Annotated in this window: 12 protein-coding genes; 7 read left to right on the forward strand and 5 right to left on the reverse strand. The window is 64.0% G+C overall.

The window, feature by feature from the left end; genetic code table 11:
- Positions 1 to 22 precede the first annotated feature (22 nt).
- A complete protein-coding gene (locus tag FDP28_RS12995) occupies positions 23 to 1624 on the forward strand; it encodes a molybdopterin-dependent oxidoreductase (RefSeq protein WP_186313621.1) in 1602 nt (533 codons plus the stop codon).
- A gap of 62 nt (positions 1625 to 1686) precedes the next feature.
- Here the strand turns inward: FDP28_RS12995 and FDP28_RS13000 are convergent, their stop codons facing one another.
- The 5 genes from FDP28_RS13000 to FDP28_RS13020 form a co-directional block, all read right to left on the reverse strand.
- A complete protein-coding gene (locus tag FDP28_RS13000; RefSeq protein WP_144661857.1) occupies positions 1687 to 2289 on the reverse strand; it encodes a TetR/AcrR family transcriptional regulator in 603 nt (200 codons plus the stop codon).
- Positions 2290 to 2333: 44 nt separating this feature from the next.
- Positions 2334 to 3092, reverse strand: a complete 759-nt coding sequence (locus FDP28_RS13005; protein ID WP_144661858.1) for a MerR family transcriptional regulator — start codon at positions 3090 to 3092, stop codon at positions 2334 to 2336.
- Between the two features lie 77 nt (positions 3093 to 3169).
- The gene (locus FDP28_RS13010; protein ID WP_144661859.1) at positions 3170 to 3817 is read right to left on the reverse strand and encodes a PadR family transcriptional regulator; all 648 of its coding nucleotides are present in this window, start codon (positions 3815 to 3817) and stop codon (positions 3170 to 3172) included.
- 209 nt (positions 3818 to 4026) lie between these two features.
- A complete protein-coding gene (gene nadE / locus FDP28_RS13015; protein WP_144661860.1) occupies positions 4027 to 4848 on the reverse strand; it encodes an ammonia-dependent NAD(+) synthetase in 822 nt (273 codons plus the stop codon).
- A gap of 70 nt (positions 4849 to 4918) precedes the next feature.
- Positions 4919 to 5932, reverse strand: coding sequence for a LacI family DNA-binding transcriptional regulator (locus FDP28_RS13020; protein ID WP_144661861.1), 1014 nt, complete (start codon positions 5930 to 5932; stop codon positions 4919 to 4921).
- Between the two features lie 129 nt (positions 5933 to 6061).
- Here FDP28_RS13020 and FDP28_RS13025 point away from each other — a divergent pair, with 129 nt between their 5' ends.
- Genes FDP28_RS13025 through FDP28_RS13050 form a run of 6 tightly spaced genes read left to right on the forward strand, consistent with a single transcriptional unit; the run spans position 6062 to position 12405 of the window.
- The gene (locus tag FDP28_RS13025; RefSeq protein ID WP_144661862.1) at positions 6062 to 7426 is read left to right on the forward strand and encodes an ABC transporter substrate-binding protein; all 1365 of its coding nucleotides are present in this window, start codon (positions 6062 to 6064) and stop codon (positions 7424 to 7426) included.
- A 12-nt stretch (positions 7427 to 7438) separates the two neighbouring features.
- Positions 7439 to 8500 (forward strand): carbohydrate ABC transporter permease, encoded by a 1062-nt coding sequence (locus tag FDP28_RS13030; protein ID WP_144661863.1) that lies wholly within the window; start codon positions 7439 to 7441, stop codon positions 8498 to 8500.
- Positions 8497 to 9432 (forward strand): carbohydrate ABC transporter permease, encoded by a 936-nt coding sequence (locus FDP28_RS13035; RefSeq protein ID WP_144661864.1) that lies wholly within the window; start codon positions 8497 to 8499, stop codon positions 9430 to 9432. Before FDP28_RS13030 ends, FDP28_RS13035 begins: the two co-directional genes overlap by 4 nt.
- A 2-nt stretch (positions 9433 to 9434) precedes the next feature.
- Complete coding sequence (locus FDP28_RS13040) at positions 9435 to 10283, forward strand: sugar phosphate isomerase/epimerase family protein (RefSeq protein WP_144661865.1); 849 nt, start codon at positions 9435 to 9437, stop codon at positions 10281 to 10283.
- Entirely contained in the window at positions 10280 to 11476 is a 1197-nt protein-coding gene (locus FDP28_RS13045) for a Gfo/Idh/MocA family protein (protein WP_144661866.1), read from the forward strand. The genes FDP28_RS13040 and FDP28_RS13045 overlap by 4 nt, the downstream gene beginning before the upstream one ends.
- The gene (locus FDP28_RS13050) at positions 11473 to 12405 is read left to right on the forward strand and encodes a sugar phosphate isomerase/epimerase family protein (protein ID WP_144661867.1); all 933 of its coding nucleotides are present in this window, start codon (positions 11473 to 11475) and stop codon (positions 12403 to 12405) included. The genes FDP28_RS13045 and FDP28_RS13050 overlap by 4 nt, the downstream gene beginning before the upstream one ends.

Genomic DNA, 12405 nt, shown 5'->3' on the forward strand with positions numbered 1-12405 from the left:
CCGGCGGCTCCGAATCAGTTGCATGGAAAAGCTTGGATCCCGGACCAGAGGTACCCACAGCATGGCGGCGCTGGCAGGAGTGGTGTCGGCAGGCGTCGTGCTCGCCGTAGCGGAGCTGATCGGCGCGTTCTTTACTGCCAGGGCAACGCCCTTTTTTGCGCTGGGATCGACCTTCATCGACTTCACGCCGCCGTGGCTGAAGGACTTTGCGATCGCGACGTTCGGTACCAACGACAAGGCCGCCCTGTTTGTCGGGATGGGCGTGACGATCGCCGTTCTTGCCTGCGTGCTGGGCATCGTGGCCTACCGCAAATGGGCTTTGGGCGTGCTGGGTGTGCTCTTCATGGGTGCGGTGATTGTGGCCTGCGTCCTGACCCGTGCCGGCGTGGGACCCCTCAACGCCATCCCGTCCATTTTGGGAACCCTTGCCGGCTTGTTCGTCCTGCGCCGCCTGATGGTTCCGTTGTGGGGGCTGAAGCCATGGCCTGAGGCTCCCGCCGATCAAGCGGCCGACGCCGGCGACCACCTCGGGAGCGCCGGCGCCGGAACCGTTGGTACCAGCCGACGTCGTTTTTTTGCTGCTGCCGGCATTACTGCGGTGGCCGCGGGAATCGCGGCAACCGGTGGGCGGCTGCTGAGTTCGGCGCGAAACAACGTGGCCCAGGCCAGGGATGCGCTCCGCTTGCCCTCCCCCGTGAAGGCGGCGCCCCCCGTACCAGCCGGCGTCCAGTCTCCTGTGCCGGGCGTCTTTCCCTGGCTGACGCCGAACAGCGAGTTCTACCGCATTGACACGGCCCTCAGCGTCCCCGAAATCAACGTCAACGACTGGGAACTGCGCGTGCACGGCATGGTTGAGCAGGAAGTCACCATGAACTTCCAGGACCTTCTCGACGCCGAGCTGATCGAGTCGCACGTGACCCTCACCTGCGTGTCCAACCCGGTGGGTGGAAAACTGGCGGGCAACGCCAAATGGCTCGGCCTGCCCATCCGTGAAGTCCTCGCCAAGGCCAAGCCGAAGGAGGGGGCCGACATGGTGCTCTCCAAGTCCATCGACGGCTTCAGCGCCTCCACGCCGCTTGAAGTCCTGCAGGATGACCGCGACGCCATGCTGGCAATCGGCATGAACGGTGAGCCGCTCCCTGTGGAGCACGGCTACCCAGTACGCATGGTGGTTCCCGGGCTGTACGGGTTCGTCTCAGCCACCAAATGGGTGGTGGAACTCGAGGTCACCCGCTTCGCGGACGCCAAGGCCTACTGGACTGAACGCGGTTGGTCCGAACGCGGCCCCATCAAGACCATGGCGCGCGTGGATGTCCCGAAATCCTTCGCGAAGTTCCCTCCCGGGAAGGTTGCCGTCGGCGGCACCGCTTGGGCGCAAACGCGGGGCATCACCAAGGTGGAAGTCCAGATCGACGACGGCGAATGGATGGAAGCAACCCTCTCCGACGAAGCATCCACCATCACGTGGCGTCAGTGGTCCTTTGAATGGGATGCCACGCCCGGCATCCACTACGTCAAGGCCAGGGCCACCGATGGCACCGGCGAAGTCCAAACGGAAAAGCGGGCCGATCCGGTGCCGGACGGTGCCTCGGGGTGGCCGTCGGTGATGGTGACGGTGGAGTGAGTGCAGCGCGTCAGAGGGCCTGAAATTTCTGACAAAGCCCTCTTGAACGGCCCGGGTGTGCCTTAGCGGTGTCCGTCCGGTGTCTGGCCAAAAGCAATCTGTTCCGTACGGGCGATACCCCGCTCGATGGCTGCCTTGTCGATGCCGAGGAGGGTGGTGAGCCACATGCCGTTTTGCACGACCACGACGTCGGCCGCCCGATCCTTGCACTCTTCGGGCGAGAGCCCAGGGACGGCATTCCCGATCAGCGCCGCGAGCCCCTGAAGGTACCGGTCAAAGGCTGCGGCATTGATTTCTGCGAATTCCTCATTTGCCTGAGCCAGGGCCCACAAGTGGAGGCGAAGGGAGAGGTACGGGGTGGTCAGGAGGCCGGGGTCGGCGACGCGCCGCAGGGATTCCCGGAGTCGTTCGTCGGGACCCATGGAGGGGGAGGGCTCCACCAGCAGGAGGTCATGCTCTTCGATTTGGTGCAGCACCGCGCGGATCAGGCTGGGTTTGTCTTCGTAGTAGTAGTTCACGAGCCCCAGTGCAACGCCGGCTTCACGGGCCACTGCACGCATATTGATGCCCGAGATTCCGTGGCGGGACAGAAGTTCCAGGGCCGCTTCGAGAATGCGTGTTTGCCTGTCAGCCTGTTCGCCGGTTTTAGCGGTGCTTGTACCCATTTGGCCAGACTATTGCCAAACCAAGGCCAGCGCATCTTGGCTGCCTAGAGGTTTCCTTCCGCGTAGATCCTCAGGGCGTCGCGCACAAAGGTGGCCCCTGACTCCCCGCCGTAATTCGCGGCGAAGCGTGGGTCCGCCACGTACATGTCGCCGAGTCCCGTGACGTAACCTTTGAGGTCCCCGCCAGGTGCCGCCGTCGGCGTTCCCGGGATGCCGCGGAGCCACTCGACGTGACGTTTCGCGAGGTCCTGCGCCTCGGCGCTGTCAGGGGCGGCGCCGGATTCTGCGGCCGCGATCCAGTCGGCGCCCAGCTTCTGGACGCGTTCCTTCCATTGCTGCTTTTCGTCGGCGCTCATGCCGCGCCACCAGGAGTCGCCGGCGGCGTAGGCGTCCTTGCCCCAGCGCTCCTCGACCTCGTCCTTGTACTGCGTGTGGTCGAAGCCATCGAACATGTCCTGTGCCATGTACTTTCCATCCCCTTGCATTGTGTCGATTGTTTGCCGAACAGAGGCGATTTGCCGGGCCAGCCGGTCCTGTTCATGCGCAAGCCACTCCAAGTGGCTTTTCAGGGCTTTGACGGTGTCGGTCTCGCGGTGGAGCACCTCGGCGATCGCCGGGAGGCCGAGCCCCAGTTCGCGGAGCAGGAGGATGCGCTGGAGCTGAACCAGTGCCGGACCGTCATAGTAGCGATAGCCGTTATGACCGGTCCGGCTCGGTTTGAGCAGCCCAATGTCGTCATAGTGACGCAGTGTGCGGCTGGTGGTTCCCGCGATCCTTGCGATTTCCTGGATTGACCAGTCCATCCGTCCTCCGTCCCTTTGCTTGTTCTTCGACAGTAAAGGTTGACGTTACGTCAAGGTCAAGGGGAAGGCGGGAGCCATTAGTCGGCCAGGATCAGGTAGAGAGCGCGGCGTGTCTCGTCGAGCTTCTCGATGGCGGCCCGGCGTTGTTCGTCGGTTGCCGCGCCACGGAACTGGTGGATCACGCCCATCAGCTTGCCGATGCTTTGGTGGAATTCCTGCATGTTTCCGTCAGCCTCGGTGTTCCAGGCGTTGGCGAGCTCTTCTTCATGCTCAGCTACGTAGGCGCGGCCGTCGTCGGTCAGTGTGAATTCCGTGCGACGTCCTTCTCCCACGGCTGTGATGAGTTCTTCATCAACCAGCTGCTGCAGGGTGGGGTAAACGGATCCGGGGCTGGGCCGCCATGCGCCGGACGTCTTCTCCGCGATGGTCTTGATCAGTCCATAGCCGTTTGATGGAGCTTCGGCCAGCAGCGAGAGGATCGCCGCGCGGACATCGCCGCGGTTGCGGCGCGGACCGCCAGGACCGAAGCCGCGGGGACCGAATCCGCCGGGGCCAAAGCCGCCGGGGCCGAATCCCGGGCCGAAGCCTGGGCCGCGGCCCGGTCCGAACCCACCATGTCCGCCGGGACCACGACGACCTTTGCCTCGGTTGAAGCGGCCGTGAGCGTGGGGTCCTTCGCTGTGTTCCGGGAAGGGGTGTTCTTCGTGATTGTGGATGCCTTTCATAACAGCATCGTCCTTTCGATAGTTTTCACCGATGGAGTATCGGCGATACTTAACGATATATCGGTGAATATCGAAGCGTCAAGGGGATGTGAGTGAGGGTTGGGTTGAAGGGGGTGGGATGTGAGTGAGGGTTAAAGCACGACGGCGGGTGCGGACTTATCGCTAAGTCCGCACCCGCCGTCGTTAAAAAGCGTTGCTCTAAGGGGTGGCTACTTCCACCACGTATCGAAGATTGTGACCGGGACCGTGCGCTTGTGGCGGGTGCGCAGGAACTTCTGTTCGATGGTCTCGGCGACTCCTTCGGGGACCTCGCGGCCCTCAAGGTAGTCGTCGATCTGGTCGTAGGTGATGCCGAGCTCGTCCTCGTCCGTGCGGCCGGGCTTGTCGTCCAGGAGATCGGCTGTGGGAACCTTCTTCCACAGACGTTCGGCGGCGCCCAACTCTGCCAGGACTTGCCGGTTTTGGCGCTTGTCGAGGCCAAACAGCGGAAGGATGTCGGCACCGCCGTCGCCGTATTTCGTGAAGAAGCCGGTGACGGACTCGGCGCCGTGGTCGGTGCCGATCACCAGGTAGTTGTGTTCCCCGGCCAGGGCGTACTGCGCGATCATGCGGGCGCGGGCCTTGGTGTTGCCCTTGTGGAAGTCCGAAATTTCGGCACCGGTGGTCTTGAGGAACTCGTCCTCGAAACCGTCGACGGCGCGGGAGATGTTGAAGGTCCACTCGGTTTTGGCCCGGATGAAGTCCAAGGCGGCCTGGGCGTCCTCTTCGTCGTGTTGGACGCCGTAAGGGAGGCGGACCGCCACGAAGTTCGCATCCACGCCGTCGGCCTCCAGCTCCTCAACCGCCAACTGGGCCAGGCGGCCCGCGAGCGTGGAGTCGAGGCCGCCGGAGATGCCCAGCACGAAGCCCTTGGTCCCTGTTGCCTTCAAGTAATCCTTCAGGAAGGCGACCCGATTGCGGATCTCCTCCGCAGGATCGATCCGGGGCTGGACGCCCATTTCCTCAATGATCTTGGCTTGGAGTTCGCGCATGTGTTCCACAGTAGTCAGCCGCGTCACAAAGGCTCAACCATATTGCGTGGTGATTCAGCTATTCGGGACGTTAATCCGGGGCAGGGCCGGTTGAGCCGCGAACCGTCAGATGGGTGGGCATGACGGCGAGGCGCCGGCTGGATCCGGCGTTCAGGGGGTCCAGCTGTGCCAGCAGCATGGAAACCGCCACCCGTCCGGCCTGCTCGATCGGGGAGGCCATGGTGGTCAGGGGCGGGTTGCAGAAGTCGGCGCCGAAGATGTCGTCGCACCCCACGATGCTCATGTCCTCGGGGACGCGGATGCCACGCTCGCGGAGGCGCTGCAGCATGCCGATCGCCAGGAGGTCGTTGAAAACGATGCACGCCGTTGCCCCGGTTCGTGCTGCGGCGTCGGCGGCAGCTGCTCCGGATGTGGTCTTGGGTGTGAAGGGACCCACGCGGGAGGTCGTTAGTCCACGGTCGCGGCTTTCCTCCTCAAAGGTCTTCCAGCGTTTGGCGTTCGACCAGGAGGAAGCCGGCCCGCCGACGTAACAGATCTTGGAGTGGCCCAGCGACGTCAGGTGTTCCAGTGCCTGGACAACGGCGCCCGGGGTGTCGATGACCACGGTGGGAGCGTTGGCCGAGGAGCGGTTGATGGTGACGATTGCCTGCGACGATGCCGCCTCGAGAATCTGGGTGTCGGTGAGGCGGGAAGCGGCGAGGATGAAGCCGTCGGCCGTTCGTTGCATCTTCTGCAGGGCATCGGCCTCCATCTCGGCCGACTCTTCGGTGTCAACCAGCAACTGGGTATAGCCGGCTGCCTTCAGCTGGTTCTGGGTGCCCCTGATGATGTCGAAGTAGAACGGGTTGGTGACGTCGGGGACCAGGAGCGCAATGGCATTGGTCCGCCCGGAGCTGAGGCTGCGGGCCTGCGAACTGGGGACGTAGTTGAGCTCGGCGGCCACTTTCTCGATGCGTTCACGGGTTGCCCTGTTCACGCGGTCCGGGTTGGAAAGGGCCCTGGAGACAGTGGATGTGGCCACTCCCGCCAAGGCGGCAACATCCTTGATTGTGGGTGCGGATCCCCGCCCGTTTGTCTCAGCCATAAAAAGATTGCACCATCTCATGGCAACTTTTGGCAACCGCTTGCCGCACAGTTGCCGGACTCGTAGACTCGTTGCCGAAAGCCCCTGTGACGTAGACCACTACCGGGCTGTGTATCCAAGGAGGAAACAATGAGGTTTGCACCATCTGCCAAGCTTGCCGCCGTCGCTTTGACTGCTGCACTGGCATTGACGGCCTGTGGGGGGAGCGGCAACAGCGGCACATCTGCCAGCTCCGGGGGTGCCGTCGACGGAACAGGCAAGACACTGAATGTACTGACCGGCGTCAACAACCAGTACCCGGAAGAGCAGAAGAAGTGGCAGAGCGACATCGCCGCCAAGTTCAAGGCAAAGACGGGTGCGGAAGTAAAGTTCGAAACCTTCGCCTCAGCCAACGATGAACTGACCCGCATCCAGACTTCCGTTGTTTCCGGCCAGGGCCCGGACGTCTACAGCCTGGGCACCACCTTCACGCCCACCGCCTACGCCACCAAGGCCTTTGTGACCCTTTCCGACGACGATTGGAAGAAGGTCGGCGGGAAGGACCGGTTCAACCCGGCCGCGTTGGGCATCTCCGGTCCCGACTCGGAGCACCAGGCCGGCATCCCGTTCGTCAGCCGTCCATTCGTCATGGCCTACAACAAGGACATCCTGGCCGCCGCGGGCATCGACAAGCCCGCCACCACCTGGGATGAGCTGGCCGAGCAGGCCAAGAAGATGACCAACGCCGGCACGGGTACCTACGGCCTTGCCACTGGCTACAAGGACAACTTCGATCCCTGGAAGTTCATTTGGGCCATGTCCGTGCAGGCAGGCAACCCGCTGGTTGACGGCAACAAGCTGAAGCTGGACGATCCCACGGTCAAGAAGGCCTACGACACCTACTTCGGCTGGCTCACCAAGGACAAGGTGGTGGACCCTGCAGCGATTGGCTGGAGCAACAGCAACGCAGTGGCAGCCTTCGCTTCCGGCAAGGCCGGATACCTGATGATGACCACGTCAAGCTCCATCCCCACCCTGGACAAGTCAGCCATCGCCGGCAAGTACGAATACGCCCTCATGCCCACCACGGCTCCGGGTGAATCTTCCCCCAAGGGCGACGGCGACAAGGCCGCCAGCATCCTCTCCGGTGACAACGTCGTGGTCGCGGACTACTCCCAGCAGAAGGACCTGGCGTTCGCCTACATCGAGCTGATCACGTCCAAGGACGAGCAGCTGAACTACCAGAAGATCTTCGGTGAGCTTCCGGCAAACGCCGAGGCGCTCGCCTCCCTGACCGACCCGAAGCTGAAGCCGATCGCCGATGCTGCCGGCAAGTCGAAGGCAACTCCCTTCACCGGCGCCTGGGGCGACATCCAGTTGGGCCTCCTGAACGTGACCGTCCAGTCCATCCCGGACCTGGCCAAGGGATCCGTTGACGAGAGCGCCCTGGAATCACGGCTGAAGGACGCCCAGTCCAAGGGCCAGGCTTCCCTCGACCGGGCTGCGAAGTCCTAGGCAGGGTCTCCCATGTCCACTGATTCCTTCAGGGAAATGAAACCCGTGTCCGGTCCGGCTGCCCGCGGGCAGCTGGCCCGGTCCGGGTCGACAGAGCCAGCGCTCGACGCCGGTGCCTCACCGGCCGCAGGCACAGGAACCCTCCAGCCGGCCGGCGGTGGCCGGAAACCTGTCCGCCGCAAGGGCTTGAGCGAGCGGAACCGTCCACTGTGGATGCTGATCCCGGGCGGCCTCCTGATGTTCATCATCATCGTGGTCCCGCTGTTCCTCGGCATCTACATGTCGACGCTCAACCTCGACCAGTACTCGCTGCGCAAGTGGGTCAGCGCGCCGTTCATCGGCGTCGAGAACTTTGTGGAGGCCCTGACTGACTCGCCTCTGCTGCACTCGGTGTGGCTGAGTGTGAGTTACTCGCTGATTGCCATGCTCGTTACCTTGCCATTGGGCATTGCAGCGGCTGTTGCCACGCAGAATGCCTTCAAGGGCCGGGCGCTGATCCGCTCGATTTTCCTGATCCCGTACGTGCTGCCGTCCTTCGTGGTGGCAACCGTATGGCGGACCATGTTCCAGCCTGACGGAGTCGTCAACTCGGCACTGGGTGTCTTTGGAGTGGACGGTGGGCTGTGGCTCAACGGACCCCAAACGTACTGGACGCTGATCCTGGTCCAGATCTGGGCATCCTGGCCGTTCATCTACCTGCTGGCACTTTCGGGCCTGCAATCGGTAGACCACGAAGTCCATGAGGCCTCGGCCCTGGACGGGGCACTGTGGTGGAACAAGCTTCGCTACGTCATCTTCCCGTACCTCAAGGGTCCGTTGTCGCTGGCTTTCCTGATCGGCATGCTTCACCACATCAACAACTTCACCCTCCCGTTCGTGCTGTTCGGCGTTCCGGCCCCGTCCGACGTCGAAGTGCTTCCGATCCTCACCTACGTCACCAGCTTCCAGAGCTTCCGCTTCGGCCTCAGCGCCGCCATGGCGTTTGTGTCCCTGGTGTTGATCGCCATTCCGCTGTTCATCTACCTTCGCGCCGTCAAGCTGGACGACGCCGATACGCCGGGAGGCAAGAAGTGAGCGCATCAACCACCTCGGTCCGCGGCACGTCCCGCCCGGGACCGGCGGGGACTACGTTCCGGCCCGGTTCCAAGAGGCAGCACGAGGTCACCCGCCTGTTGCCCGGCCCGCTGCTGGCCATTATCTTGACGGTCCTGAGCGCCATCGTGCTGATCCCCGTTGCCTATATTTTCCTGGCATCGGTGAACTCGGACATCGGCGTCGCCAACGGCGAGTTCTGGCCGTCCAGCTTCTCGCTGGAGAACTACACCAAAATCTGGTCCAGCGTCGGCCTGGCGAAGGGCCTTGCAAACAGCGTCCTTGTAGCCGGCGCCACCGCCGTCGTGTCGGCAGCCATGTCCGTGTCCATCGCCTACGTCCTGGTCCGCTACCAATTCCGCGGCCGGCTCACCATCCTTCGCGGCCTCCTGGCGTTGCAGTCGGTGCCCGGTACCCTGATGGTCCTTCCGGTGTTCGTGCTCTTCTCTTCGGCCGCCAGCTACCTCGGCGTCCAGGTGATCGGAACGCAGTGGGGTCTCTTCGTCACCTACCTGACCTTCGCGATGCCCTTCTCCACCTGGGTCATGGTCACCTATCTGCGTGGCCTGCCGCGTGAGCTGGAAGAGGCGGCAAGGATCGACGGCGCCAGCAACGTGGGCGTCCTGGTCCGGATCATCCTTCCGCTCAGCTGGCCCGGCATTGTTGTTTCGGGCATCTTCGCTTTCCTGTTGGGCTGGAACGATGTCCTCTTTGCCTCGGTAATGACCCGCCCGGAGAGCCAGACCGCAGCCGTAGCCCTGCAGATCTTCGGAGCCTCGCAGGAAGGTGGAGCGATTCCCCTGTACGGCCAGATGATGGCGGCTTCGCTGGTTTGCGCGGCGCCCGTCGTGATTCTCTACCTGATTTTCCAACGTTACCTAGTGGGCGGTCTCACCGCCGGAGGAGTTAAGTAGCAATGACCGGTCCAGCAACAGTCCAGTGGACGCTTTCGGGCTTCGGAGACGAGATCGACGACGACCCGGTCCTGCAGATCGCAGTCCTGCAGGCCCTGGGGGCGAACCACATCGAAGTCCGCAGTGCCTGGGGAACCAACATCGTTGACCTGACCTCCGAGCAGTTGACCGAACTGAAGAAGCTCCTGGACGCCGCGGACATGGGCGTTTCAGCCATCGCCTCGCCCATCGGCAAAGTGGATGTCACGCTGCCGGTGGCGCACGAGGTTGAGCGCCTCCGCAGGGCTGCCAACGCCGCCCAGGTCCTTGGTGCCCGCTACATCCGCATCTTCTCCTTCTACTACGGCGAAGGCGTGGCAGTGGACAGTATCCGGGACGACGTGATTGAGCGCATGCGTGCCCTGGCCGAGGTTGCCGAACAGTCCGGCGTGGTGCTGCTCCACGAGAACGAAAAGGACATTTTCGGAGACACCCCGGACCGCGTGCTGGACATCATCGAGTCCGTGAACTCGCCCGCCCTGAAAGTTGCGTGGGATCCGGCCAACTTCGTCCAGGTTGGCGTCAAGCCCTTCGACGAGGGCTACGCCAAACTCCGTCCCCACCTCGAATACCTGCAGGTCAAGGACGCGCGGTTCGCGGACGGCGTCGTGGTTCCTGCCGGTGAGGGCGACGGCGATCTGCTCCGCACGGTTGAGGCGCTCAAAACCGACGGTTTCGTGGGCTTCGCCAGCCTGGAGCCGCATCTGGCGGGCGCCCATGGCCTGGGAGGATTCTCCGGCCCCACCGCGTTCGGGATGGCAGCCCGTGCCTTTGCCAAAGTCGTCAACGAAGCAGGAGTGGAAACCAAGTGAGCACCGAAACGTCCAAGTCCATCATCAACGTCGCCATTGCCGGATGCGGCACCATCGGACGCACCCATGCGGCGTCGGTCGCCGCGATCGAGGACCTTCAGGTCACCGCGCTGGTGGATGAGATCACCGAAGCCGCGGATGCCCTGGCCCAGCACATCGAAGACCAGGGCGCCGCCCGGCCAGCCACCTTCCGAAGCCTGGACGAAGCGTTCGCGGGTGCCGACGTCGACCTTGTCATCATCGCGACCCCCAGCGGACTGCACATCGAGCAGGCGCTGGAGGTCCTCAACGCGGGCAAGCATGTGGTGATCGAAAAGCCGCTGGACGTGAACCTGAACCGTGCCGACGAGATCCTGGCGGCAGCCAAAGCTGCAGAAGAGAAGGGGCTGGTGGCCAGTGTCATCAGCCAGCACCGTTTCGACCCGGCATCCATTGTGGTGGACGAGGCCCGTCGCACCGGACGCTTTGGGCGGCTGACCTCGGCGATTGCCTCGGTGAGCTGGTACCGCAGCCAGGGCTACTACGACTCTGGCGCGTGGCGCGGCACCTGGGCCATGGACGGTGGCGGGGCCGTGATGAACCAGGGCGTCCACACCGTAGACCTTCTTCTGTGGTTCCTTGGCACCCCGGTGGAAATCAGTGCAAAGACCGCCCTCCTGGCACATACAGGAGTCGAGGTGGAGGACACCGCCGTGGCCACCGTGACGTTCGAATCAGGTGCCCTGGCAGTACTCCACGCAACCACCGCCGCGTACCCTGGGCTCAGCGTCAGGCTGCAGGTCATGGGCAGCATGGGCTCGGCTGTGATCGACAGCGACAACCTCCAGTTCTTCCACGCTGCCGCCTCCGAGGAGGAGACGCAGAGCGGGCCCATGGGGATGCCCGGCGCGGGCAACCAGGCGGAGGAGGAGCTGGCCAAGTTCGCCGATCCGGCGCCGCAAGCCAACCTCGACCCCACCGTCTACCCGGCCGGACACATCCGCCAGTACCGCGACGTAGTCGAAGCGATCCGGAACAGCCGTCCTGCAGGCGTCACCATCGAGGACGCCGTGCGGGCGTTGGCCACCGTGCGGGCCCTGTACGTTTCGGCCACGCTCGGCCAGCCCGTCCTCATAGCCGATGTGGTTGCGGGCAAGTACAACGACGTTGAGGTGCGGACCGGCAACGGCCACTTCGAGGAGGTCAGCGCATGAAATTCTCGGTCTTCACGGCCTCGACGCCGGACTGGACTCCGCAGGAAGCCGCCACCGAGCTCGCAGCGCAGGGTTGGCACGGCATCGAATGGCGCGTCACCGACCAGGCCGAATCGCCGGAGCCCGGCTTTTGGGCGGGAAACAAGGCAACCTGGCCGATGACCGGCCTTGAGGATTCACTGCCTGGGATTGCCCGGCTCACAGCCGACGCCGGCCTGGAGTACTCGGGCCTGGGCGGGTACGCCCGCTGCGACAACCACGACGACGTCGAGCGCGTCCTGGCTGCGACCGCCGCCTTGGGTGCACGCCAGGTCAGGGTCAACGTCCTGCCGTTGGGCAACTCCACCATGGGCGGGGGCGAGCCCAGCGGCCTGTCCTACCCGGACTTGTTTGCAGCCACCCGCGAGCACTACGAGTGGGTTGCCGGCCGGGCCGCCCACCATGGAGTCAAGGCACTCGTTGAGCTGCACCACGGCACGGTCACCTCATCCGCCTCAGCTGCCCGCCGCCTTCTGGAGGGCCTGGATCCCCAGCACGTGGGCGTCATCCACGACCTCGGCAACCTGTTGATCGAAGGCTGGGAGTCTCCGCTGCCTGCCCTCGAACTCCTGGGACCATACCTGGCGCACGTCCACGTGAAGAATGCGCGCTGGGTCCTGACGGGGGAGCGGGACGAGTCCGGAGCGGCAGTCTGGGTCAACGAGTGGGCACCGCTGGCTGAAGGCCAGGGGAGCGTCCTGGCGTACTTCAAGGCGCTCGCCGAGGTCGGTTACGACGAGTGGGTGACTGTGGAGGACTTCTCCACGGACCTTCCGCTGGCCGAGCGTACCGCAGGCAACCTTCAGTACTTGCGCCGGGTGGCAGAGCTGGCAGGACTGACCGTTCCTGCCAGGGCCGACCTCTCCGCCGGTTCCACCTCGAAAGGCTGA

The sequence above is a fragment of the Paenarthrobacter nicotinovorans genome, assembly GCF_007670255.1.
GTDB lineage: Bacteria > Actinomycetota > Actinomycetes > Actinomycetales > Micrococcaceae > Arthrobacter > Arthrobacter nicotinovorans_B.

Excerpts from the sequence above, each read along its gene's own strand:
- FDP28_RS12995 (WP_186313621.1), top strand. The coding sequence starts at position 23 with ATGGAAAAGCTTGGATCCCGGACCAGAGGTACCCACAGCATGGCGGCG.
- FDP28_RS13000 (WP_144661857.1), bottom strand. The coding sequence starts at position 2,289 with ATGGGTACAAGCACCGCTAAAACCGGCGAACAGGCTGACAGGCAAACA.
- FDP28_RS13005 (WP_144661858.1), bottom strand. The coding sequence starts at position 3,092 with ATGGACTGGTCAATCCAGGAAATCGCAAGGATCGCGGGAACCACCAGC.
- FDP28_RS13010 (WP_144661859.1), bottom strand. The coding sequence starts at position 3,817 with ATGAAAGGCATCCACAATCACGAAGAACACCCCTTCCCGGAACACAGC.
- nadE (WP_144661860.1), bottom strand. The coding sequence starts at position 4,848 with ATGCGCGAACTCCAAGCCAAGATCATTGAGGAAATGGGCGTCCAGCCC.
- FDP28_RS13020 (WP_144661861.1), bottom strand. The coding sequence starts at position 5,932 with ATGGCTGAGACAAACGGGCGGGGATCCGCACCCACAATCAAGGATGTT.
- FDP28_RS13025 (WP_144661862.1), top strand. The coding sequence starts at position 6,062 with ATGAGGTTTGCACCATCTGCCAAGCTTGCCGCCGTCGCTTTGACTGCT.
- FDP28_RS13030 (WP_144661863.1), top strand. The coding sequence starts at position 7,439 with ATGTCCACTGATTCCTTCAGGGAAATGAAACCCGTGTCCGGTCCGGCT.
- FDP28_RS13040 (WP_144661865.1), top strand. The coding sequence starts at position 9,435 with ATGACCGGTCCAGCAACAGTCCAGTGGACGCTTTCGGGCTTCGGAGAC.
- FDP28_RS13050 (WP_144661867.1), top strand. The coding sequence starts at position 11,473 with ATGAAATTCTCGGTCTTCACGGCCTCGACGCCGGACTGGACTCCGCAG.